This is a genomic window from Herbaspirillum sp. DW155 (assembly GCF_037076565.1).
Classification (GTDB): Bacteria; Pseudomonadota; Gammaproteobacteria; order Burkholderiales; family Burkholderiaceae_D; genus Herbaspirillum.
Genome location: NZ_AP029028.1, coordinates 3,575,131 through 3,597,730 on the forward strand (window position 1 = coordinate 3,575,131; position 22,600 = coordinate 3,597,730).

General features: G+C 63.3%; 19 protein-coding genes. 10 read left to right on the plus strand and 9 right to left on the minus strand.

The features are described from left to right. The first annotated feature begins 10 nt into the window (after nucleotides 1-10). The 6 genes from AACH55_RS16235 (at nucleotide 11) to xth (ending at nucleotide 6,489) form a co-directional block, all read left to right on the plus strand. Nucleotides 11-1,531, plus strand: a complete 1,521-nt coding sequence (locus AACH55_RS16235; RefSeq protein WP_338715701.1) for a leucyl aminopeptidase — start codon at nucleotides 11-13, stop codon at nucleotides 1,529-1,531. A 14-nt stretch (nucleotides 1,532-1,545) separates the two neighbouring features. After that, the gene (locus tag AACH55_RS16240; RefSeq protein ID WP_338715702.1) at nucleotides 1,546-2,547 is read left to right on the plus strand and encodes a dienelactone hydrolase family protein; all 1,002 of its coding nucleotides are present in this window, start codon (nucleotides 1,546-1,548) and stop codon (nucleotides 2,545-2,547) included. 153 nt (nucleotides 2,548-2,700) lie between these two features. Next, the gene (locus AACH55_RS16245) at nucleotides 2,701-3,807 is read left to right on the plus strand and encodes an alkene reductase (protein ID WP_338715703.1); all 1,107 of its coding nucleotides are present in this window, start codon (nucleotides 2,701-2,703) and stop codon (nucleotides 3,805-3,807) included. A 172-nt stretch (nucleotides 3,808-3,979) separates the two neighbouring features. After that, nucleotides 3,980-4,747, plus strand: coding sequence for a MipA/OmpV family protein (locus AACH55_RS16250; protein WP_338715704.1), 768 nt, complete (start codon nucleotides 3,980-3,982; stop codon nucleotides 4,745-4,747). Between the two features lie 646 nt (nucleotides 4,748-5,393). Further along, nucleotides 5,394-5,564, plus strand: coding sequence for a hypothetical protein (locus AACH55_RS16255; RefSeq protein ID WP_338715705.1), 171 nt, complete (start codon nucleotides 5,394-5,396; stop codon nucleotides 5,562-5,564). Between the two features lie 157 nt (nucleotides 5,565-5,721). Then, nucleotides 5,722-6,489, plus strand: coding sequence for an exodeoxyribonuclease III (xth, locus tag AACH55_RS16260; protein ID WP_338715706.1), 768 nt, complete (start codon nucleotides 5,722-5,724; stop codon nucleotides 6,487-6,489). A gap of 76 nt (nucleotides 6,490-6,565) precedes the next feature. On the opposite strand, the gene AACH55_RS16265 is transcribed toward xth, so the two are convergent. The 6 genes from AACH55_RS16265 to prpB all read right to left on the minus strand — a co-directional run bounded on the left by AACH55_RS16265 (nucleotide 6,566) and on the right by prpB (nucleotide 12,517). Then, nucleotides 6,566-6,853 (minus strand): hypothetical protein, encoded by a 288-nt coding sequence (locus tag AACH55_RS16265; protein WP_338715707.1) that lies wholly within the window; start codon nucleotides 6,851-6,853, stop codon nucleotides 6,566-6,568. After that, on the minus strand, nucleotides 6,853-7,356 hold the full coding sequence (locus AACH55_RS16270) for an arsinothricin resistance N-acetyltransferase ArsN1 family B (protein WP_338715708.1): 504 nt from the start codon (nucleotides 7,354-7,356) through the stop codon (nucleotides 6,853-6,855). Before AACH55_RS16270 ends, AACH55_RS16265 begins: the two co-directional genes overlap by 1 nt. A 102-nt stretch (nucleotides 7,357-7,458) precedes the next feature. Further along, a complete protein-coding gene (locus AACH55_RS16275) occupies nucleotides 7,459-9,345 on the minus strand; it encodes a propionate--CoA ligase (protein WP_338715709.1) in 1,887 nt (628 codons plus the stop codon). A 372-nt stretch (nucleotides 9,346-9,717) separates the two neighbouring features. Continuing rightward, the gene (locus tag AACH55_RS16280) at nucleotides 9,718-10,125 is read right to left on the minus strand and encodes a hypothetical protein (RefSeq protein ID WP_338715710.1); all 408 of its coding nucleotides are present in this window, start codon (nucleotides 10,123-10,125) and stop codon (nucleotides 9,718-9,720) included. Nucleotides 10,126-10,408: 283 nt separating this feature from the next. Then, nucleotides 10,409-11,563, minus strand: coding sequence for a 2-methylcitrate synthase (gene prpC / locus AACH55_RS16285; RefSeq protein ID WP_145603944.1), 1,155 nt, complete (start codon nucleotides 11,561-11,563; stop codon nucleotides 10,409-10,411). Between the two features lie 63 nt (nucleotides 11,564-11,626). Next, nucleotides 11,627-12,517, minus strand: coding sequence for a methylisocitrate lyase (gene prpB, locus AACH55_RS16290; RefSeq protein WP_338715711.1), 891 nt, complete (start codon nucleotides 12,515-12,517; stop codon nucleotides 11,627-11,629). On the opposite strand from prpB, the gene AACH55_RS16295 reads away from it, so the two are divergent. The 4 genes from AACH55_RS16295 (at nucleotide 12,516) to AACH55_RS16310 (ending at nucleotide 18,079) form a co-directional block, all read left to right on the plus strand. Continuing rightward, on the plus strand, nucleotides 12,516-12,758 hold the full coding sequence (locus tag AACH55_RS16295; protein ID WP_338715712.1) for a hypothetical protein: 243 nt from the start codon (nucleotides 12,516-12,518) through the stop codon (nucleotides 12,756-12,758). The genes prpB and AACH55_RS16295 overlap by 2 nt on opposite strands. Before the next feature lie 69 nt (nucleotides 12,759-12,827). Beyond that, nucleotides 12,828-14,480: a propionate catabolism operon regulatory protein PrpR gene (prpR, locus tag AACH55_RS16300; protein WP_338715713.1), complete on the plus strand. Its 1,653-nt coding sequence runs from the start codon at nucleotides 12,828-12,830 to the stop codon at nucleotides 14,478-14,480. 236 nt (nucleotides 14,481-14,716) lie between these two features. Next, nucleotides 14,717-16,000 (plus strand): MFS transporter, encoded by a 1,284-nt coding sequence (locus tag AACH55_RS16305; protein WP_338715714.1) that lies wholly within the window; start codon nucleotides 14,717-14,719, stop codon nucleotides 15,998-16,000. Nucleotides 16,001-16,423: 423 nt separating this feature from the next. Continuing rightward, nucleotides 16,424-18,079 (plus strand): methyl-accepting chemotaxis protein, encoded by a 1,656-nt coding sequence (locus AACH55_RS16310; RefSeq protein ID WP_338715715.1) that lies wholly within the window; start codon nucleotides 16,424-16,426, stop codon nucleotides 18,077-18,079. A gap of 198 nt (nucleotides 18,080-18,277) precedes the next feature. Here the strand turns inward: AACH55_RS16310 and ntrC are convergent, their stop codons facing one another. From ntrC to glnA, 3 genes are all read right to left on the minus strand, one after another. Continuing rightward, the gene (gene ntrC, locus AACH55_RS16315) at nucleotides 18,278-19,783 is read right to left on the minus strand and encodes a nitrogen regulation protein NR(I) (RefSeq protein WP_338715716.1); all 1,506 of its coding nucleotides are present in this window, start codon (nucleotides 19,781-19,783) and stop codon (nucleotides 18,278-18,280) included. Nucleotides 19,784-19,919: 136 nt separating this feature from the next. Continuing rightward, entirely contained in the window at nucleotides 19,920-20,993 is a 1,074-nt protein-coding gene (glnL, locus tag AACH55_RS16320; RefSeq protein WP_338715717.1) for a nitrogen regulation protein NR(II), read from the minus strand. A gap of 166 nt (nucleotides 20,994-21,159) precedes the next feature. Next, on the minus strand, nucleotides 21,160-22,575 hold the full coding sequence (glnA, locus tag AACH55_RS16325; protein ID WP_034331334.1) for a type I glutamate--ammonia ligase: 1,416 nt from the start codon (nucleotides 22,573-22,575) through the stop codon (nucleotides 21,160-21,162). Between the last annotated feature and the right edge of the window lie 25 nt (nucleotides 22,576-22,600).

Consider the following 22,600-nt stretch of genomic DNA (forward strand, 5'->3'; position numbering starts at 1 on the left):
AGGACGAACGATGGACTTTAGCACAAAAACATTGGACGCAAAAAACGCCTTGACGGGCGTCAAGACCGGCGCGCTGGTCGTAGGCATCCATGAAAACCGCAAGCTGACCAAGGCCGCCGGCGCCCTCGACAAGCTGGGCGCCATCAGCGCCGCACTGAAGTCGGGCGATATTTCCGGCAAGCCGGGCTCGACCCTGCTGCTGCGCGGCGTCACCGGCATCGCTGCCGAACGCATCGTGCTGCTCGGCCTGGGCGCCGAAGACGACCTCAGCGACAAGAACTTTGCCGCCGCCAGCAGCGCCCTGGTGCGTACCCTGGCCACGCTGGGCTGCGACGACGCCGCCCTGGCCCTGCCCTTCGACGGCATCAAGGGCCGCGGCCTGGCCTGGGCCGTGCGCAACGTGGTGCTGGCCGGCCGCGAAGCGGTCTACCGTTCGGACACCCTGAAGAGCAAGAAAGACCCCGCGCCCACGGGCGTGAAGAAGATCACCCTGCTGGTGGACGTGGCCGATGGCGCCGCCGCCAAGGCCGCCCTGGGCGAAGCCGTGGCGCTGGCCAACGGCATGGCGCTGACCAAGGAACTGGGCAACCTGCCCGGCAACGTCTGCACCCCGACCTACCTGGCCAATACCGCCAGGAAGCTGGCCAAGCAATTCAAGCTGGGCGTGGAAGTGCTGGACCGCAAGCAGCTGGAGGCCCTGAAGATGGGCAGCTTCCTCTCGGTCACCAATGGCAGCGACGAGCCGCCCAAGTTCATCGTCCTGAAGCACCTGGGCGGCAAGGCCAAGGATGCGCCGGTGGTGCTGGTGGGCAAGGGCATCACCTTCGATACCGGCGGCATCTCGCTCAAGCCGGGCCTGAACATGGACGAAATGAAGTACGACATGTGCGGCGCCGCCTCGGTGCTGGGCACCTTCCGTACCATCGCCGAACTGGGCCTGAAGATGAACGTCATCGGCGTCATCCCGACCTGCGAAAACATGCCCTCGGGCCGCGCCACCAAGCCGGGCGACATCGTGACCTCGATGTCCGGCCAGACCATCGAAGTGCTCAACACCGATGCCGAAGGCCGCCTGATCCTGTGCGACGCCCTGACCTACGTGGAGCGCTTCAAGCCCGCCGCCGTGGTCGACATCGCCACCCTGACCGGCGCCTGCATCGTCGCCCTGGGCCATCACAACTCGGGCCTGTTCACCCGCGAAGACGAGGCCCACGACCAGCTGGCCAACGCCCTCCTGGCCGCCGGCCGCGAAAGCGGCGACACCGCCTGGCGCATGCCGATCCAGGATGTCTACCAGGAGCAGTTGAAGTCCAACTTCGCCGACATCGCCAACATCGGTGGCCAGCCGGCCGGCAGCGTTACCGCCGCCTGCTTCCTGGAGCGCTTCACCCGCAAGTACACCTGGGCCCACCTGGACATCGCCGGTACCGCCTGGAAGAGCGGCGCCGCCAAGGGCGCCACCGGCCGCCCGGTGCCGCTGCTGACCACCTGGCTGCTCAACCAGGCCCGCGCCAAGCCGGCACGCGCCTGATCGGCCTGCGGCAGATGGACGGGATCGACAAGCTCCTGACCGCCCGGCTGCCGCAGCGGCAGCAACTTACTGTCCTGCACCGGCCACCGCAGCCTTTCGGTTTGCGGTGGTTTTTTTTCATCTTTTTACTGGCCCTGGGCAGCTTCTTCCTGAGCACGCCGGGAAAGGCCGTGGCGCAGGACGCGCCGCTGCCCCCTGCACAGACCGTGCGTTTTCCTTCATCTGACGGTAAAACCACCCTTACCGGCTATCTCTACACCCCCTTCGGCGCCGGACCGCATCCCGCCGTGGTGCTGCTGCACGGACGGGCCGGCCTGTATTCGTCGCGCGTGAACGCCAGCTGCACCCAGATCGGGCCGGCCATCCCCTCCCCCTGCGATGCCGATACCCTCACCGCGCGCCATCGCGCCTGGGCCGCCTATTGGATCGCGCGCGGCTACGTGGTGCTGCTGGTGGACAGTTTCGGCCCACGCGGCGTGGCCCGTGGCTTCGGGCGCTACACGCACGGGGAGCCCGAACGCGCCGCCGTCAATGAACTCACCGTGCGTCCGCTCGATGCCGAAGGCGCGCTGCAATGGCTGGCTGCGCGCAGCGAGGTCGATGTCCGCCGCATCATGCTGCAGGGCTGGTCCAATGGCGCCAGCACGGCCTTGAACGTGATGCAACGCCAGGCCACACGGCCTGCGGGCGAGGGGCCCTCGTTTGCCGCCGCGCTGGTGTTCTATCCGGGCTGCGGACGGCAAGCCCTGCTGTCCTCCCATCCCGAAATCGACAAACCCATGCAGGTGCTGCTGGGCAGCGCCGATGAAGAAGTCTCCCCGGTGACCTGCCAGCGCGTGCTGCGCCAGGCCATCCGCATCCGCGAAGCGCCCGCTCCCGTGGTCACGCTCTATGCTGGTGCCACCCATGACTTCGACGACCCCGGCCGTGCGCGCCAGGCGGTCGAAGCCAACCGCATCGCCCGCGCGGATGCGCTGGCGCGGCTGGGGCCCTGGCTCGATCAGCTGGCGCCCTGAAGCTTGCCCCGCAGCAAAGTCGCCGGGCTTCCTGCAAGCCCGCCCGTTCCCGTCTAGACTGATGCTCCTTTGCCGGAACACTGCCAACCCATCGTGGTCGGTAATCAGCTCGACGCAAGCAATCCCGATGAATGCCCACAAGAAAGGATCAGCATGACCAACGCCAATGCCCATCTTCAAAGCGACCTCTTCAAGCCCGTTCAACTGGGCGCCGTGCAATTGCAGAACCGCATCGTCATGGCCCCGCTCACCCGCAGCCGCGCCCAGGCCGGCGACGTGCCCAGCGAACTGGCCGCCGAATACTATGCCCAGCGCGCCGGCGCCGGCCTGATCATTGCCGAGGCCACGCAAATCTCGCCGCAGGGCAAGGGCTACGCCTGGACGCCAGGCATCTACAACCAGGCCCATGTGGCCGGCTGGAAGAAGATCACCGATGCCGTGCACGCCAAGGGTGGCCGCATCTTCCTGCAACTCTGGCACGTGGGCCGCATCTCCCACCCGGACCTGCAAGCCGACAATGCGCTGCCGGTCGCACCCTCGGCCATCAAGCCCGAGGGCAATGCCTTCACCGAGAGCGGTTTCAAACCCTTCGTCGAACCGCGCGCGCTGGAGGCATCCGAGTTGCCGGGCATCGTCGAGCAATACAAGACTGCCGCGCAGCTGTCGATGCAGGCCGGTTTTGATGGCGTGGAAATCCACGCCGCCAACGGTTACCTGCTGGACCAGTTCCTGCGCGACAAGAGCAACCAGCGCACCGACGCCTACGGCGGCAGTATCGAAAACCGCGCCCGCCTGCTGCTGGAAGTGGTGCAAGCCGTCACGTCGGTAGTGCCAGGCGAGCGTGTCGGCATCCGCCTCTCGCCCGTCAGCCCGGCCAACGACATCGCCGACAGCGACCCCAAGGCGCTGTTCAGCTACGTGGTGGAACAGCTGAACCGCTACAAGCTGGTCTACCTGCACGTGGTGGAAGGCGCCACCGGCGGCCCGCGCGAGGTCGAGGGCGGCTTCGACCTGCAGGTGCTGCGCGATCTCTTCAAGGGCCTCTATATCGCCAACAATGGCTATGACCTGGAGATGGCCGTGCAGGCACGCGAGCGCAACCTGGCCGATCTGGTGGCCTTCGGCCGCCCGTGGATCGCCAACCCGGACCTGGTGGAACGCTTCAAGGCCGGCGCCGCGCTGGCCCAGATCAACCAGGCCACGCTGTATGGCGGCGGCGCGGAAGGTTACACCGACTATCCGACTCTGCAGCAGTCCTGAGCCGGAACGGAACGTTCCGCAAGGAGGGGCTGCAAAATTGGTCTGCAAAATTGGTCTGCCTGAGTGGCAGGCCATTTTTTTACGCTGCCCTGTTGCAGACCCGATGCGTTATGAGACCGGGATGCGGCCCCGCCCGCTACAATGCGACTTGCTTTCATCTCCACGGCTCATCATGAAAACCTTCTTCGCCGCTCTCGCACTGGCCGGCTGCGCCCTGCCCGCCCTGGCCCAGCAAACCGGGGTCACGGCCGGCCCGGTCGATCCCCTGCAACTGCAAGACCGCCTCACCGGCGACCTTGGCGCGGGCGTGTTCAGTGTCGACCGCAACGGCCCCGATCCGCACCGCCGTGATCAGGTGCTGCCCTATGCCTACTTCGACTATGGTCGCTTCTTCGCGCGCCTGGACACTTTCGGTGTCAAGACCGTGCGCGTGGGCTACGGCTATCTGGAACTGGCCGCACGCGCGACCTCGGACGGCTTCGATGCCCAACGCGGCGTGGAGCGCCGCTCGCACGCGCTGCCGCTGGGCATCGGCACCTATCAGGAAACACCTGTCGGCGCCTTCTTCTTCAACGTCTTCCGTGACTTCAACAAGTCGCACGGTACCCTGGCCGAGGCCATGTATGCCGCCCAGTTCACTGTCGGTCCGGTGAACTTCTATCCGCAAGCCGGCGTGCAATACCGCAGCGGCAGCTACAACGATTACTTCGTCGGCATCTCCCCCAGCGAAGCGGCGGCCAGCGGCCTGCGCCAGTACAGCGCCGGTGCCTCCACCAGTCCCATGCTGGGACTGGCGGCCGACGTCCCGCTGACCGGTGACTGGCACCTCAATCTGCAGTGGTACCGCAAATGGCTCGACAATGCGCTGGCCGACAGCCCGCTGGTCCGCCGCCACACCGATGACACCGCCATCCTGGCAGTGACCTATCACTTCAAGTAATCCGTGTTCCTTTTCCTCCTGAGGCGGGCCGCCTGGCCGGCTTCGGGCGGCAGCGATTCGGCGCTGCTGCCCTACCTGCATACCTTTCGTTTTCCTTCCCCGGTTTTTGCTTCGCGTCTTGATGCAGGTCGTCATGTGCCCGTCGAGGGCGCAGCTCTTCAGGCCACCCGCGACGATGCAACGATGAGCCTGCTCCGCTTGCTAATTTTTTTAATGTAGAGCTGGCCGCTACAGCCGCGCTTTCAATGCGCAAACTATTCCCGAATGTTTTCATGCATCACTTTTTCCGACGCAAATTTTGTCCTGTTTTTCAGCGCGCGAGAATAAAAACAGTTGCCGGAAAAACTTAGTTTCTGAAACCAAATATATTGCCTCAATATAACCCATATATCGCCTGAAATCCTTTACCAGCGCGACTTCACGGATTCCTACGTCGCAACAGGAGTTACCAGAAAAACGTAATAATTTATTGCTAGTCTTAGTATTTATCCATTACTCTCACTCCGTCTCTTTGAACAAAAATCACAAACCGAGACGCACACTTCCGGCCTTGCCAACACCAACAAAAAATCCTGCCGGAAGACATTTCCCCTTGCAGTGCTTTCGCAATCAAATACCAATCAATCGAACTGAAAAGAGGTGTGTTATGAAAAAACTGTTGAGCAGTTTCCTTGTCGCGTCCGCGTTCGTCGCCCTGGCTTCCTCGGCAAGCGCGGCCGACCTCGAGCGCACGCGCGCTTTGGTGTGGACCGACGCCACGTCCACCTTCAATGCACGCTACGGCGAGGGCACCACCGGGCTGACCTTCCTGGCCTGAGAGGGCGTTCCCCTTCTGTCTTGAGGGATCAGGGCTGGTGCCGGTGGTGCGGCGAACCTGCCGCAGGCGCGAATGCGGTAAGATGGCGCCCGTTGCCCGTGCCGTATCTGCGTTGATGCGCCCGGGCCGGCCTCCGATTCACCATCGCATTGTCCCCATGAAAATCGCCACCTGGAACGTCAACTCCCTCAAGGTCCGCCTGCCGCAAGTGCTGAAATGGCTGGAAGAAAACCCGGTCGACGTACTCTGCCTGCAGGAAACCAAACTGACCGACGACAAGTTCCCCGCCGCCGAGATCGCGGCCGCCGGTTACCTGGTCGAATTCTCCGGCCAGAAGACCTACAACGGCGTGGCCATCCTCTCGCGCCATCCGATGAACGATGTGGTCAAGAACAATCCGCTCTTCCCCGACGAGCAACAACGCATCATCGCCGCCACCATCGAAGGCGTGCGCTACGTCTGCGCCTATATTCCCAACGGCCAGTCGCTGGAGTCCGAGAAATATCCCTACAAGCTGAACTGGCTGGCCGCCCTGCACGAATGGCTGGCGCAAGAAAAGGCCAAGAACCCGCGCCTGGCCCTGCTGGGCGACTACAACATCGCCCCCGAAGACCGCGACGTGCACGATCCTGTGGCCTGGCAAGGCCAGGTGCTGGTGTCCGAACCCGAGCGCGCAGCGTTCCGCAAGCTGCAGGCGCTGGGCCTGACGGACGCCTACCGTCTCTTCGAACAGCCGGAAAAAATGTACAGCTGGTGGGATTACCGCCAGATGGGCTTCCGCCTCAATCGCGGCCTGCGCATCGACCACATCCTGCTGTCGGAAGAACTGGTGCCGCGCTGCACCGCCTGCGTCATCGACAAGGTGCCGCGCAAGTGGGAACAGCCGTCGGATCACGCGCCCGTGATTGCCACGCTGGCGGACTGATGTTTGCGCAGGTCTCGCGTAAATGATTTATATCATTTACGAAAAATCTTGCTGAGCGGATCTTGCTGAGCGGATGTTACTGAGCGCCACCTTCGGGTGGCGTTTCTTCTTTCTTGTTGCGCATGTTCTTCTCGAACTGCACATCCAGCTTGCTCACGCGCCTGGGCTTCTGCGGCCCCTGGGCATTGACGAAGGCGACGAACTCGTCCAGCTCCATGGCTTCATTGAGTTTTTCCAGCGGCTGGCCGGCCACGCGCCGGGTCAGGATGAAACGTTCATCGGAGGTGCGCAGCATGGAATACTCGCGCGACTCGGTACGGTTGTTGAGGCGCTCGATGGCGCTGGCGGCTCGGGTGGATCGCATCAATGGGCCTCTTGCAGTTTGAGTTGCCAGTATCCCACGTCGATCCAGCGGCCCATCTTGTAACCCACTTCGGTAAAGACGCCACACTTCACGAAGCCCACGCTCTCATGCAAGGCCACGCTGGCCGGGTTGGGCTGGGCGATGCCGCCGATGACCAGGTGCACGCCCAGCGGCCTGAGCTGTGCAATCAGCGCGCGATAGAGCTGCTTGCCGATGCCGCGTCCGCCAGCATCGTGACGCAGGTAGACCGAGCTTTCCACCGAATGCCGGTAAGCCGCGCGCGGCTTCCATTTGCTGGCATAGGCATAGCCCAGCACCTGGCCCTGCTCTTCAAAGACCAGCCAGGGAAAATGCGCCTGCACCTCGGCAATGCGCGCGGCCATGGCCTCGTCGCTGACCGGCTCGGTCTCGAAGCTGATGGCGGTGGTCTGCACGTAGTGGTTGTAGATGCCGCAGAGGGCGGGCGCATCGGCGGCGGTGGCCGGGCGGATGGAAGTCTGCATGAGCGGGACGCAATCGAGGAAAAACGCAATCCGTCAGTGTAACCAAATTACGCAGGAGACGGCGGCCCTGCGCCAAAGCAGGGCCGCGGTTACGCGCATGCATCAGCCCTTGATGACCGCCCTCACCTGTTCCAGCGCGGCCGGATCCTCGATGGTCGGCAGGTCGCCCGGATCGCGTCCCTCGCAGATCGACTGGATGGCCCGGCGCAAGAGCTTGCCCGAACGCGTCTTGGGCAGGCCGCTGACGAAGAACACCCGCGCCGGCCGGCCCACTGCGCCGATCTGCTTGTCGACCACGGCCATGATCTCGGCCTCCAGCGCCTTGCGCTGCTCGGGCGTGGCCATCGCATCGGCCTGCTTGGGAATGGCGAAGGCGATGGCCACCTGGCCCTTCAGCTTGTCTTCCACACCCACCACCGCCACTTCGGAAACGTTGGGATGGCTGGAGATGCTCTCCTCGATCTCTCGCGTACCGAGACGGTGACCGGCGACGTTGATGACGTCATCGGTACGGCCGAGGATGAAGTAGTAACCGTCCGCATCACGGATACCCCAGTCGAAGGTGGAATACACCTCGCGCGGCAGGCTGCGCCAGTAGGTCTTCACGAAGCGTTCATCGTCGCCGTAGACGGTCTGCATGCAGCCCGGCGGCAGCGGTCCTTCGATGGCGACCACGCCCTTCTCGCCGGCCGCGCAGGGTTCGCCGGTGGCCTCGTCGAGGATGGCCAGGCGATAGCCCGGCATGGGCACGCCCGGACTGCCCAGGCGCGTGGGCTTGTCGCTGATGCCCTTGGCAATCGAGATGATGGGCCAGCCCGATTCGGTCTGCCAGTAATTGTCGATGACCGGTACCTTCAACGCGCCGGAAATCCAGCTCGAGGTCGTTTCATCCAGGGGCTCGCCCGCCAGATAGAGCGCCTTGAGCGAGGACGTATCGTAACGCTCCATGCATTCGGGTGGCTGCTTCTTGAGCACGCGAATGGCGGTAGGCGCGGAGAACATGCGGGTGACCTTGTATTTCTCGACGATGCTCCACCAGATGCCGGCGTCGGGCCGGATCGGCAGGCCTTCATAAAGCACGGTGGCCATGCCCGCAATCAGCGGGCCGTAGACGATGTAGGAGTGACCCACGACCCAGCCGATGTCGGAGGTGCAGAAGTAGGTCTCACCGGGCTTGCCGCAGAAGATGTGCTGCATGGACGAAGCCAGCGCCACCGCATAGCCGCCGACATCGCGTTGCACGCCCTTGGGCTTGCCGGTGGTGCCGGAGGTGTAGAGCACGTAGCTGGTTTCATTCGATTCCAGCCAGGCCACCGGTACCGGCTGGTCCAGGTGCTGCTGGCGCAAGGGGGCGTAGTCGACGTCGCGCCCTGTGGTGCGGGCCATGTCGGCCAGAGCGCGATCCACCAGCAAGACCTTCTGCGGTTTGTGCCCGGCCAGATGGATGGCCTCGTCCAGCAAGCCCTTATAAGGAATCACCTTGCCGCCGCGCGAACCGGCATCGGCCGAGACGATCAGGCGCGGCTGCGCATCATCGATGCGCGAGGCCAGGCTGTTGGAGGCAAAGCCGCCGAACACTACCGAATGCACCGCACCAATGCGTGCGCAGGCCAGCATGGCAAAGACCGCCTCGGCGATCATGGGCATGTAGATCAGCACCCGGTCGCCGCGCTGCACGCCCAGCGCCAGCATGGTGGCCGCCATGGCCTGCACCTCGCGGTGCAGTTCGGCAAAGTCGTAGACGCGTTCGGTATTGGTTTCGGTGGAGATGGCAATCAGTGCGGCTTGCTTGCCACGCTCGCTGAGGTGACGGTCCACCGCGTTGTAGCAGAGATTGGTGGTGCCGCCGATGAACCAGCGCGCAAAGGGTGCACGCGAATAATCGAGGGTGCGGGTGAAGGGCTTGTCCCAATAGATGCGCTGCGCTTCTTCGGCCCAGAAGGCATCCGGCTGCTCGATGGAACGGCGATGAAAATCCTCGTATTGCATGACGTCTCCTCATGTCTCTCGAATTGGAAAACTGCGCTCGACCTGATACTGCCTGCCCTGCAGGTCGATGGTCGCGTGGCTCTGGAGCATGTGCAGAACGCGTTCTGCCATGCGTGGCCCTCATGCGACGGTAAAATGCGACGGTAAATTCAGTCTTGCACCTGAAGCTTACGGTTCACTGAATCGGCCGCCTCTGCCAACGCTTCTCGCAGGGGCGGATGATGCAGATCAAGTGCGCAGACGAACAACGTCAGGAGCGATGCCGATGCCGATGACGCTGAGGCCATCGGCATGACAAGGGAAGAGAGGAAACGGAAAGTGGAAAGAACGCGCCGGTCTCAGACCATCACGACGGCGCGATGCGCTGCAGAATCAGCGCGTGCGGCAGTCGTTGGCCAGTTGCTGCCCGATCTTGGAATTGAGCAGCATGGACTTCGACGGGATCTGGATCCACACCAGGCCTTCGCCCTTGTTCTCCAGACGCACTGCACCGGTCGAGGTGCTGACCGGGTTCATCATGTAGCTGCTGCCCTTCCACACCAGCGTGACACCATCGGTGACACGGCCTTCCATGCGGATTTCCACCTTGTTGCCCATCTCGCAGCTGAAGGCGCCGGTCTTCAACTGGGTGGCCCAGCTCGGTTGCGTGGCGGCGGGGGCCTGCAGCAGTTGCGGCAGTAGCGGCTTGGTCTCGGTGACCGGAACCGCCTCCTGCGTGGAGGAGCAGGCAGACAGCGCGAAGGCAACGGCACCGCCCAGGGCCAGCGACTTCAGGGGCAAGGCGCAACCACGGCGCAAAACACAGCGCAAAACACAGCGGGAAGCAACAGCGGAAACAAAGGCAGCAATCATCGGATGATCCATGGAGAGTCAGGTATAGAGGCGGCTCGGAAATGATTCGATCGCATCTTAACAAGTTTTTTCACTTGACTCGACCACAAACCACACATGTTACAAATGTCAGGAACGGGGCGGCCGACACGCGCCGGCCGCCGCTTCCCTCTTCTTGCTGCTCCCTCTCCCTCTCTTGCTCCTCGGGCTTCGCGGCCACCTGTGTGCCTGCTTACTTGCGCTTGCCAATCGGGACGAACTTCAGATCTTCCGGTCCGACGTAGTTGGCCGAGGGACGGATGATCTTGTTGTCGATGCGCTGCTCGATGATGTGCGCGGCCCAGCCCGAGGTGCGGGCGATCACGAAGAGCGGCGTGAACATCGCAGTGGGCACGCCCATCATGTGGTAGGACACGGCCGAGAACCAGTCCAGGTTGGGGAACATCTTCTTGATGTCCCACATCACGGTCTCCAGACGTTCGGCGATGTCGAACATCTTGGTCGAGCCGGCTTCCTTGGAGAGCTTGCGCGCCACTTCCTTGATGACCTTGTTGCGCGGGTCCGAGATCGTGTAGACGGGGTGACCGAAGCCGATCACCACTTCCTTGTTCTCGACGCGGCGGCGGATGTCGGCTTCGGCTTCGTCGGGATTGTCGTAGCGCTTCTGGATCTCGAAGGCCACTTCATTGGCGCCGCCATGCTTGGGGCCGCGCAGTGCACCGATGGCGCCGGTGATGGCCGAGTACATGTCCGAGCCGGTGCCGGCGATGACGCGGCCGGTGAAGGTGGAGGCGTTGAATTCGTGTTCCGCGTAGAGGATCAGGGAGGTGTGCATGGCTTTTTCCCACGCCTCGGAGGGCTTCTCGCCGTGCAGCAGGTGCAGGAAGTGCGCGCCGATGGAATCGTCATCGGTCTCGACTTCAATGCGGTTGCCGTTGTGGCTGTAGTGGTACCAGTACAGCAGCATGGAACCGAGCGAAGCCATCAGGCGGTCGGCGATATCGCGCGCGCCGGGAGTGTTGTGGTCATCCTTCTCGGGCAGCACGCAGCCCAGGGCGGACACGCCGGTGCGCATCACGTCCATCGGGTGGGATGCGGCCGGCAGCCATTCCAGTGCCGCCTTGACGTTGGCCGGCAGCCCGCGCAGGGCTTTCAGTTTGGCCTTGTAGGCGCGCAGCTCGGCCGCGGTGGGCAGCTTGCCGTGCACCAGCAGGTGGGCGATTTCCTCGAACTCGCAGCTGTCGGCCACATCCAGGATGTCGTAGCCGCGATAGTGCAGATCATTGCCGGTCTTGCCGACGGTACACAGGGCGGTGTTGCCGGCGGTGACGCCAGAGAGGGCAACGGATTTCTTGGGCTTGAAACCGGGGGCTTGCTGATCGCTCATCGTGTTCTCCTCGTATTCGGTATTCGTTGAAAACTCATTATCGGAAGGGATGGTTTACTTTTTTTACCTGTTCTTCTGCTGGGCGAACAAGGCATCCAGGCGCTGCTCGTAGCTGTGGTAATCGATGCGGTCATACAGTTCCATGCGGGTCTGCATGGTATCGACCACGTTCTTCTGGGTGCCGTCGCGGCGCACCGCCTGGTAGACGTTTTCGGCGGCCTTGTTCATGGCGCGGAAGGCCGACAGCGGATAGAGCACCAGGCCCACATCAGCGCCCCGCAACTCGTCCACCGTGAACAGCGGGGTCGAGCCGAACTCGGTGATGTTGGCCAGGATCGGTACCTTCACGGCATGGGCGAACTGCTTGTACATGGCCAGATCGGTGATGGCTTCCGGGAAGATCATGTCGGCCCCGGCTTCGACGCAGGCCACGGCGCGCTCGATGGCGGCCTCCAGTCCTTCCACGGCCAGCGCATCGGTGCGCGCCATGATGACGAAGTTCTCATCGGTACGGGCATCGACGGCAGCCTTGATGCGGTCCACCATTTCCTGCTTGCTGACGATCTCCTTGCCGGGACGATGGCCGCAGCGCTTGGCACCGACCTGATCTTCGATATGCACGGCCGCCGCGCCGAACTTGATCATCGACTTGACGGTGCGCGCCACGTTGAAGGCCGAGGCACCGAAGCCGGTGTCGATGTCCACCAGCAGCGGCAGGTCGCACACGTCGGTGATGCGGCGCACGTCGGTGAGCACGTCATCGAGGTTGGAGATGCCCAGGTCGGGCAGGCCCAGCGAACCGGCCGCCACGCCGCCGCCAGAGAGATAGATCGCGCGGAAGCCGGCGCGCTTGGCCAGCAGGGCGTGGTTGGCGTTGATCGCGCCGATGACTTGCAAGGGGGATTCTTCCTGAACGGCCTGGCGGAACGCTGCGCCTGCGGAGTGGAGAGCCATGATGGACACCTTCTCGGTAAGTGGGGTGGCTGGAGATTTCGACAAAGCTGGGCAGCGCCGGAAAAAATCCCGTTCTGCGACACATGCCTTCATCATTGCAACGGCCGTGCCACCGCAGTGCAGCATGGGCTGGCCAGTTGCCGGAATAAAGCTTCATATCGCCTGGAAGCGCCGTCAGATCAAGGACTTGGGCTGGCCCTTGCACGTGCGCAAGAGCGCGGCCACGGTGCCCGGGCATTGATCCGGCGCAACCGGAACCGTTTCACGGATGTTACATTAACGTTTCACCGAAACAGCACGAACGCCGACCATGAAACGCCCTGCCCCCGCTGACCGCGACGCCCACAAACCGGTGATCTGGACCGTCTCCGTGTCCCGCCTGTCGGAGCTGTTCCGTGACATCACGCTGGAATTCGACGAGGTGGCCGACATCGAGCCCATCCACCTGGGCTTCGACGAGGCCGTGCGCGCCATCCGCGAGCGCTTGGCCAGCGAGCGTTGCGATGTGGTGATCTCGGCCGGCTCCAACGGCGCCTACCTCAAGAGCCGCCTGCCGGTGCCGGTGGTGGTGGCGCGCGCCAGCGGCTTCGACGTGATGCAGGCGCTGGCCCGCGCGAGGCAGATCAGCGCGCGCATCGGCCTGGTCACCTATCAGGAAGCCATGCCGGCCCTGGCCGAATTCCAGCAGATGTTCGGACTGGACATCGCCCAGCGCACCTATGCCACCGAGGAAGATGCGCGGGCGGTGGTGCAGGAACTGAAGGCCAGCGGCATCCAGGCCGTGGTCGGTGCGGGCCTGATTACCGACCTGGCCGAGGAAGCGGGGCTGCAGGGCATCTTCCTGTACTCAGCGGCCGCGGTGCGGCAGGCCTTCGACGATGCGCTGGAACTGGCGCGCCTGACGCAACTGGAGAGCACGCGCGGACCCAGCCTGCCTGTGGCCGACAGCCTGCGCGCACGGCATCACCTGAAGGACTTGCGCGGCGACTCGGCGGTGATGGAGGCGGTGCGCCAGTCGATCACGCTCTTTGCGCGCTCGCCCGCCAACGTACTGATCCAGGGCGAGACCGGCACCGGCAAGGAGCTGGCGGCACAAGCCATCCACCGCGCCCATCCGCGCATGCAGGGCAAGACCCAGGGGGCGCATCCCTTCGTGGCCATCAATTGCGGGGCGCTGGCCGAGTCGCTGCTCGAATCCGAACTGTTCGGCTATGAGGAAGGCGCCTTCACCGGTTCGCGCCGTGGCGGACGCGCCGGTGTATTTGAAGCAGCGCATCGCGGCACCCTGCTGCTCGATGAAATCGGTGAGATGCCGCTGCCGCAGCAGACTCGTCTGCTGCGCGTGCTGGAAGAACGCGAGGTGGTGCGCGTGGGCGGCACGCGGCCCATTGCGGTCCAGGTGCGCATCATCAGCGCCACCCACTGCGATCTGGAAGCGCGCGTGCGCGAGGGGCGTTTCCGTGCCGACCTGTATTACCGCCTGAGCGTACTGCGCCTGCAACTGCCGCCGCTGCGCGCGCGCCGCGACGATATCCCGGCACTGGCCGAGTGGCATCTCAAGCATGCACTGGCCGCACTCGATGCGCGAGCGCACGCCAATCTGGGGGCCGAGATCCTGCGTTGCGCGCCGCTGCTGTGTGCGTATGACTGGCCGGGCAACGTGCGCGAACTGCGCAACCTGATGGAGCGGCTGGCGCTGTTCCTCGCGGCCGAACCGCTGCAGGCGCTGACGGCGGCGCTGATCTTGCGTGTGGCGCCTGAGCTGGAGGCTGGCGCTGCTGCAGCGGACAGCTCCGCTGCGGACCTGCCGGTGGCCAGTGAATCCATTCCCGACCTGGACGAGATCCACGCCGCACTGCGCCGTTTCCGCGGCAATCGCGCCGCTGCTGCGCGCCATCTGGGAATCAGCCGCACGACCTTGTGGCGCAAGCTCAAGGAGACGCCGAGCACAGCTCAGGAGTGAGCCTGCCGCACACCGAATTAAGAAAATAATTTAGCAATATCCCGCTGGCATCCTGCCCTCTGATAATCCCCCGCATTGCGCCTTGACAGTGCCGCACCGCGCCGCCTATCCTCGCCCGCTGTAACGGCTGCGGCCGTCACAGGGGAGCCTGCCGCCACCCCAGCACAGCCACGCCGCCTGCCCCCGGGCCAGAAAGGCGCGCCGCTCCTCCATTCACGTATCCATCAGGAGTCTCCATGACCAGCAACACCACGGCGCCCGGCGCCGGCACCACGCATCCGCAAGCGCGGCGTGCGATCATCTCCTCTTCCATCGGCAATGCGCTCGAATGGTTCGACATCCTCATCTATGGCGCCTTCGCCGTGGTCATCGCCAAGCAGTTCTTCCCCACTGGCGACGATAGTGTCTCGCTGCTGCTGACCTTCGCCACCTTCGGGGTGTCCTTCTTCATGCGTCCGCTGGGTGCGGTGGTGCTGGGCGCCTATTCCGACCGCGCCGGCCGCAAGGCGGCGCTGATGCTGTCCATCACCCTGATGACCATCGGCACGGCCATGATCGCCTTCATGCCCAGCTATGCCAGCATCGGCCTGCTGGCACCGGCCGGCATCGCGCTGGGCAAGATGATCCAGGGCTTCTCGGCCGGCGGCGAGTTCGGCAGCTCCACCGCCTTCCTGGTGGAACATGCGCCGCACCGCCGTGGTTTCTTCTCCAGCTGGCAGGTCGCCAGCCAGGGTATCAGCCTGTTGCTGGCGGCGGTCTTCGGTGCCGTGCTCAACAACATGCTCACGCCGGAACAGCTGGCCTCCTGGGGCTGGCGCGTGCCCTTCATCTTTGGTCTGCTGATCGCGCCGGCCGGCATCTACATCCGCCGCCACCTGGATGAAGCGCCCGAGTTCAAGGAATCGAGCGAGAAGACCGATGCGCCCCTGCGCGATACCTTCGCGCAGCAGAAGATGCGTCTCCTGATCGGTGCCGGCAGCGTGGTCATGGCCACCGTCTCGGTGTATCTGTCGCTGTACATCCCGACCTACGCGGTCAAGCAACTGGGCCTGCCGGCCTGGTCCTCGTTTGCCGCGATGTCGGTGGCCGGCCTGATCATGTTCCTCGGCTCGCCGCTGGTGGGCGCGCTCTCCGACAAGATCGGCCGCACCCCCTTCATGATCGCCAGCAGCGCACTCTACATCGTGCTGACCTATCCGATGTTCGTGTTCCTGACCAACTCGCCGGGCTTCCTGCAACTGCTGTTGCTGCAGACCGTCATCGGCGTGCTCATGACCATGTATTTCGCCGCGATGCCGGCGCTGCTGGCCGACATCTTCCCGGTGGCCACGCGCGGCACCGGCATGTCGCTGGCCTATAACATCGCCGTGACCATCTTTGGCGGCTTCGCCGGTCTCATCATCACCTGGCTGATCGATTTCACCGGCAACAAGCTGTCGGTGAGCTACTTCGTCATCTTCGGTGCGGTAGTGAGCCTGATGGCGACGCTGGCGGCACGCTTCGTGTTGCGACTGCGCTGACTCGCCGGCATGCCAATGATATAAATCATTTATATCAAATAAGGAGTCTGCCTCAGCGTTACCGGCGGTTCATCCGGCACGAGGCAAATGGCAAATGGCAAATGGCCAGGATCACATGATCCTGGCCATTTTTTTATGTCATGACAGTTCGTTCATGCTGTGTGAATTGACAATTTCCACCCTGTTTTGGCTCAGCTCTGACAACTTGTTGCAAGGGATGATTTATGCCTTGATAAGCATAATTGGAATTGTGTTTCGCTTTAGCGTCATGTCGTCAATTTCATCTTGAATTCGGGCAAGACTGCCTTTACAGTTCAGGGCGCTTCCGCCCCGAAGCTCATCCTGACGGCGCTGCCGCGCAGGTATCCCCCCCCACCTTCGCCTGCCGTTAGCGGCGGCAGGCCACCTCCCCCGAGGGACATCGTGAATTTCAGACATACCAAAGTTGCCACCCAGCTTATGTTGGGTTTTTCCGTTTTGATCCTGTTCATGGCCGTGCTCGGTGCAGCGGCCTGGTATGGGCTCAATACCGTGGACGAACAGCTCAACGAGGTGCAGAGCAACCTCATGCCCGGCGTTGCTACCGCCAAGACCATGCAGGCCGAGATCCGCGCCTTCAATCTGGCGCAGTATCGCGCGCTCACCGCGAACGACGCACAGCGCATGCAGGATGCCCGCACGCGACTGACCGCTTCGCTGGGACGCTATACCGCTGCGGTCGACCAGTATCGTGCGCTCATCAGCGCGCCCGAGGAAAAGGCGGCCTACGATGAACTGCAGAATCTGCTGCCCAAGTATCTGGCGCTGAACCAGCAGATGCTCGCTGCGGTGGAACAAGGCAGGCAGGAGCAGGCCGTGGACCTCATGAAGGACCAGCTCTTCCCGATACGCGCCGCAATGGAAGTACAAATCCAGCGCATCATCAGCGTCAACGAAAAGGCGGTGGCCGAGGCCGCCACCCACGCACGCGATGCGTATGCCAGCAGCCGCGCACTGATCATCGGTCTGACCGCGACGTCGGCGCTGATCGGTCTGCTGATCGCACTGCTGATCAGCCGCCGCCTGACGCGCCAGCTGGGTGGCGAACCGGCTGAGGCCATGTGGCTGTCGGGCCAGATCGCCGCCGGCAACCTGGCCGCGCGCCTGGAACTGAAATCCAATGACCAGAGCAGCCTGATGCATTCGCTGATGATCATGCGCGACCAGCTCTCCGGCCTGGTGGCCCAGATCAAGCAGACCAGCGGCGCCATCCACGTGGCCGCACAGGAGATCGCGCAAGGCAACACCGACCTCTCCCAGCGCACCGAAGAACAGGCAGCCTCCCTTGAAGAGACCGCTTCGAGCATGGAAGAACTGACCAGCACCGTGCAGCAGAACGCCAACAGTGCGCGTCAGGCCAGCCGCATGGCCAGCGACGGCACGACCGTGGCGCAGCGTGGCGAGTCCGAGATCGCCGAGGTGGTCAAGACCATGCGCGAGATGAGTGTGAGTTCGCACCAGATGTCGGACATCATCACGGTCATCGAAGGCATCTCCTTCCAGACCAATATCCTGGCGCTCAATGCCGCCGTCGAAGCGGCGCGGGCCGGTGAAAACGGGCGCGGCTTTGCCGTGGTGGCCACCGAAGTGCGCGCACTCGCACAACGCAGCTCGGCCGCCGCCAAGGAGATCAAGGACTTGATCGAAAGCTCGGTGGGCCGCATCCAGAGCGGCACCCAGCTGGTCGAAGCGGCCGGCGGCACCATCGCGGAGATCATGCGTTCGGTCAGCCGCACCACCGAACTGATGCAGGACATCGCCTCCGCCTCGGAAGAACAGAGCGCCGGCATCGGCCAGGTCAACACCGCCATCGTGCAGATGGACCAGATGACGCAGCAGAATGCCGCGCTGGTCGAACAGGCCGCTGCCGCAGCGCAGTCCATGATGCAGCAGGCGCAGGCGCTGACCACGGCGGTCTCGGTGTTCCAGCTGGAAGCGGAACGGCTCAACACCCTGCCGGGAGCGCAGCCGCCCAGCCTGGGCGCGCCATCGGGTGCGGTGGCACGTACCCGCCTGCTGGCCACCTCCGCCTCGTACTGAAAGCATGGTAAATAATATAAATCGTATAAACGATTTATATCGCAGCACTTCTCCGGCATCGGACCACCAATAAAAATGGCCTGGATCTCGCGATCCAGGCCATTTCCTTTTTATGGGCCGCCGCCTCTTCCCCTTGCTGATCCTGCCCACGCGGCGGCACGCGGGCAGGCCTCCCCTGCTTGATGGTTAGGCCGTGCCTCAGTCGTCTTCCGCGCCGCCGATACCCAGTTCCTGAATCTTGCGGGTGATGGTGTTGCGGCCGATGCCCAGGCGCACGGCAGCATCATTCTTGCGGCCGTGGGTGTGTTTCAGGGCGATCTTGATGAGCGCGGCCTCGAACTGGCGACCGAGGATATCCATCACCTCGGGCTGTTCGGAAGCCAGCATCTGGGCCGCTTCGGTTTCCAGGAGCGAGATCCAGGTACCGCCTGCCGTATCGGCCGCAGCAACACCTGCAGCAGGATCGGCATACGCCACCGGTGCGACCAGCGCGGCCGCCGATGCCGAAGCGGGCGCAGAAACGGTCTGCGCCGGTTGCGGTGCGTGGACGCGTTCTTCCACCAGATCCTGCGGCAGATCCTTGATCTCCACGGTCTGGCCCGGGGCCATCACGGTGATCCAGTTGCACAGGTTTTCCAGCTGGCGCACGTTGCCGGGGAATTCCAGCTGCGACAGGAACTGCATCGCCTGCGGCGACAGCCGTTTGGCTTCCACGCCCAGCTGGCGCGCGCTTTGCGCCAGGAAGTAGCGGGCCAGGATGGGAATGTCTTCGCTGCGTTCGCGCAGGCTGGGCAGGCGCAGACGGATCACGTTCAGGCGATGGTACAAGTCCTCGCGGAACAAACCTTCACGTACACGCTGCTCCAGATTCTGGTGGGTGGCCGCAATGACGCGTACATTGGCCTTCAACGACTGATGGCCGCCGACACGATAGAAGTGACCGTCGGAGAGCACGCGCAAGAGGCGTGTCTGCAGGTCCAGCGGCATGTCGCCGATTTCATCGAGGAACAGCGTGCCGCCCTCGGCCTGCTCGAAGCGGCCACGGCGCATGGCCTGCGCGCCGGTGAAGGCGCCGCGTTCATGGCCGAACAGTTCGGATTCCAGCAGATCCTTGGGGATGGCCGCCGTATTGAGCGCCACGAAAGGCTGGCTGGCGCGCGGGCTGTGCTTGTGCAGGGCACGCGCCACCAGCTCCTTGCCGGAGCCGGATTCACCAGTGATCAGCACGGTCACGTTGGATTGCGACAGGCGACCGATGGCGCGGAACACGTCCTGCATGGCCGGTGCCTGGCCGAGAATTTCGGGAGTCTGGGCGGCGCCCTGCTCGATGTCGGTCTCGCGCAGGCTCTCATCGAGGGCGCGGCGGATCAGTTCGACCGCCTTGTCGACGTCGAAGGGCTTGGCCAGATATTCGAAGGCCCCACCCTGGAAGGCGGAGACCGCCGAATCCAGGTCGGAGAAGGCGGTGATGATGATCACCGGAATGCCGGGATGCTTGGCCTTGATGGTCTGCAGCAGTTCCAGGCCGGACGCGCCGGGCATGCGGATGTCCGACACCAGTACTTGCGGCGTGCCGTTCTGCAGGGCCGCCATGGCGTCGCGGGCGCTGGAAAAACTCTGCGTGGCGAGATTTTCTCGGGCCAGTGCTTTTTCGAGCACCCAGCGTATCGATTCGTCGTCGTCAACAATCCAGATTGGCTTCATAAATAACTTCTTCCTGCGTTGGTCATGCTGTTAATGCTCCCGCGAATCACGGCGCTTCTGGCATCGTGTCCGCGCCCCCTTGGTGGACCGGATGCCCTGCGTCCACTCGGCTTTGGCGCGCTGCCTGCGGCCATGCTCACGGCAGCGGTATAAGTATTCTGAAATCGGTACAACCGGGCCGGCTCTCGCATTCGATGACACCCATGTGCTGATGCACGAAGGTCTGCGCCAGGGTCAGCCCCAATCCGCTGCCACCTTCCCGACCCGAGACCAGGGGATAGAAAATTCTTTCCTGGATGTCGGGGGGAATGCCCGGACCGTTATCGATGATATGCAAGTCTAGTGCCAGCCGGTACCTGACCTTGGATAGCGTCACCTGGCGCGAGACGCGGGTGCGCAGAATCAGCTCGCCGTCGCCGGCACGGATGCGGTCGGCCAGCGCTTGTGCCGCGTTGTGCACGATGTTCAATACCGCTTGGATGAGTTGTTCCTTGTCGCCCCGGAATTCGGGAATGGACAGGTCATAGTCGCGCTTGATGGTCAGCCCCTGCGGGAACTCAGCCATCACCAGGCTGCGCACGCGTTCGCAGACTTCGTGGATGTTGACGTCGCCGACGATGTGCGGATGGCGGTGCGGTGCCAGCAGGCGATCCACCAGCGTTTGCAGGCGGTCGGCTTCCTTGATGATGACCTGGGTGTATTCGCGCAATTCCTTCAGGTGGCGCTCCGGCAGTTCCAGCTCCAGCAACTGCGCCGCGCCGCGGATGCCGCCCAGCGGATTCTTGATCTCGTGAGCCAGGTTGCGGATCAGTTCCTTGTTGGCCTGGCTCTGGTCGAACATGCGTTCTTCGCGATCCAGCTTGAGTTGCTGGACGTTCTCGCGCAGCTCCAGCAGCACCGGCCAGTCGCTGCTGTCCAGGGGCGTAACGATGGTATGCACCTGCAGCGGCTCGCGGTTGGCGCGCTCCAACACCAGGTCCAGGCGCTTGTCGGCGAACTGGTGTTCGATGGCCTGGTAGAACAGCGCAGTCAGCTCCTTGCCATTGAGGAAGAGTTCCGACAGCTTCTGTTGCGAGAGCACCTTGAAGGAACTCTCCAGCAGGTTCTCCGCAGCGGCATTGGCATAGACGATGCCGCCGTTGGCGTCGAGGATGATCACGGCCGAGGCCAGCAGGTCGAGGCCATCGAGGGAAGGAAGCGGTGTCTTCATGGGAGGATTCGTGATGCCTGGGGTCATGTCTTCTTGCTCGCTCTTGCGCAGTCGTTGATGCATCCTGACTAGCAATTTTCGGGCGCACTGCACGCTGAGATCGATCGCGCCGCGCATAAAAAAAAGGGGAAGCAAGCTTCCCCTTTTTCTCCGGATGCGGATTCGATTACAGCGAGTAGTACATGTCGAATTCGATCGGGTGCGTGGTCATGCGGAAGCGTTGGACTTCCTGCATCTTCAGCTCGATGTAGGCATCGATCATGCTGTCGGTGAAGACGCCGCCACGGGTCAGGAACTCGCGGTCCTTGTCCAGGTGTTCCAGGGCTTCATCCAGCGAAGCACAGACGGTCGGGATCAGCTTGTCTTCTTCCGGCGGCAGGTGGTACAGGTCCTTGGTGGCAGCTTCGCCCGGGTGGATCTTGTTCTGCACGCCATCCAGACCGGCCATCAGCAGGGCCGAGAAGCACAGGTACGGGTTGGCCAGGGGATCCGGGAAGCGGGTTTCGATACGGCGGCCCTTCGGGTTGGCCACGTGCGGAATACGGATCGACGCCGAACGGTTGCGGGCCGAGTAGGCCAGCTTGACCGGTGCTTCAAAGCCGGGAACCAGACGCTTGTACGAGTTGGTGCCGGGGTTGGTGATGGCGTTCAATGCCTTGGCGTGCTTGATGATGCCGCCGATGTAGTACAGCGCGAACTCGGACAGGCCGGCATAGCCGTCGCCAGCGAACAGGTTCTTGCCATCCTTCCACACGGACTGGTGCACGTGCATGCCGGAGCCGTTGTCGCCGACCAGGGGCTTGGGCATGAAGGTCGCGGTCTTGCCGTAGGTGTGAGCGACGTTCCAGATCACGTACTTCAGGGTCTGGGTCCAGTCAGCGCGCTCGACCAGGGTCGAGAACTTGGTGCCCAGTTCGTTCTGGCCAGCGCCGGCCACTTCGTGGTGGTGCACTTCGACGGGGATGCCCAGGGACTCCAGGATCAGGGACATTTCCGAACGCATGTCCTGGAAGCTGTCGACCGGGGGAACCGGGAAGTAGCCGCCCTTGACGGTCGGACGGTGGCCGGAGTTGCCGCCTTCGATCTTGGCACCGGTGCTCCAGGAAGCTTCTTCGGAGTCGATCTTGACGAAGGAACCGGACATGTCCGCGCCCCAGCGCACGCCGTCGAAGATGAAGAATTCGGGTTCCGGACCGAAGTAGGCGGTGTCGCCCAGGCCGGAGGACTTCAGGTAGGCTTCAGCGCGCTTGGCGATGGAGCGCGGATCGCGGTCGTAGCCCTTGCCGTCGGACGGCTCGATCACGTCACATTGCATGAAGAGGGTGGTCTCTTCCATGAACGGGTCGATGTTGGCGGTGTTCGGGTCCGGGATCAGCAGCATGTCGGAGGCTTCGATACCCTTCCAGCCGGCGATCGACGAACCGTCGAAGGCGTGACCGGATTCGAACTTGTCGATGTCGAAATGCGAAACAGGCACGGAAACGTGCTGTTCCTTGCCACGGGTGTCAGCGAAACGGAAGTCGACAAACTTGACTTCGTTGTCCTTGACCATCTTCAAAACCTCTGCGGCCGTCCTTGCCATGCGAATCTCCTAAAACGAGGAAGTA

Coding starts and splice junctions, on each gene's coding strand:
- ntrC (WP_338715716.1), bottom strand. CDS start 19,783: ATGAAGCCAATCTGGATTGTTGACGACGACGAATCGATACGCTGGGTG.
- AACH55_RS16265 (WP_338715707.1), bottom strand. CDS start 6,853: ATGCGATCCACCCGAGCCGCCAGCGCCATCGAGCGCCTCAACAACCGT.
- prpC (WP_145603944.1), bottom strand. CDS start 11,563: ATGAGCGATCAGCAAGCCCCCGGTTTCAAGCCCAAGAAATCCGTTGCC.
- AACH55_RS16250 (WP_338715704.1), top strand. CDS start 3,980: ATGAAAACCTTCTTCGCCGCTCTCGCACTGGCCGGCTGCGCCCTGCCC.
- AACH55_RS16235 (WP_338715701.1), top strand. CDS start 11: ATGGACTTTAGCACAAAAACATTGGACGCAAAAAACGCCTTGACGGGC.
- AACH55_RS16245 (WP_338715703.1), top strand. CDS start 2,701: ATGACCAACGCCAATGCCCATCTTCAAAGCGACCTCTTCAAGCCCGTT.
- xth (WP_338715706.1), top strand. CDS start 5,722: ATGAAAATCGCCACCTGGAACGTCAACTCCCTCAAGGTCCGCCTGCCG.
- glnA (WP_034331334.1), bottom strand. CDS start 22,575: ATGGCAAGGACGGCCGCAGAGGTTTTGAAGATGGTCAAGGACAACGAA.
- AACH55_RS16275 (WP_338715709.1), bottom strand. CDS start 9,345: ATGCAATACGAGGATTTTCATCGCCGTTCCATCGAGCAGCCGGATGCC.
- prpR (WP_338715713.1), top strand. CDS start 12,828: ATGAAACGCCCTGCCCCCGCTGACCGCGACGCCCACAAACCGGTGATC.
- AACH55_RS16240 (WP_338715702.1), top strand. CDS start 1,546: ATGGACGGGATCGACAAGCTCCTGACCGCCCGGCTGCCGCAGCGGCAG.
- prpB (WP_338715711.1), bottom strand. CDS start 12,517: ATGGCTCTCCACTCCGCAGGCGCAGCGTTCCGCCAGGCCGTTCAGGAA.
- AACH55_RS16295 (WP_338715712.1), top strand. CDS start 12,516: ATGATGGACACCTTCTCGGTAAGTGGGGTGGCTGGAGATTTCGACAAA.
- AACH55_RS16270 (WP_338715708.1), bottom strand. CDS start 7,356: ATGCAGACTTCCATCCGCCCGGCCACCGCCGCCGATGCGCCCGCCCTC.
- AACH55_RS16305 (WP_338715714.1), top strand. CDS start 14,717: ATGACCAGCAACACCACGGCGCCCGGCGCCGGCACCACGCATCCGCAA.
- glnL (WP_338715717.1), bottom strand. CDS start 20,993: ATGAAGACACCGCTTCCTTCCCTCGATGGCCTCGACCTGCTGGCCTCG.
- AACH55_RS16255 (WP_338715705.1), top strand. CDS start 5,394: ATGAAAAAACTGTTGAGCAGTTTCCTTGTCGCGTCCGCGTTCGTCGCC.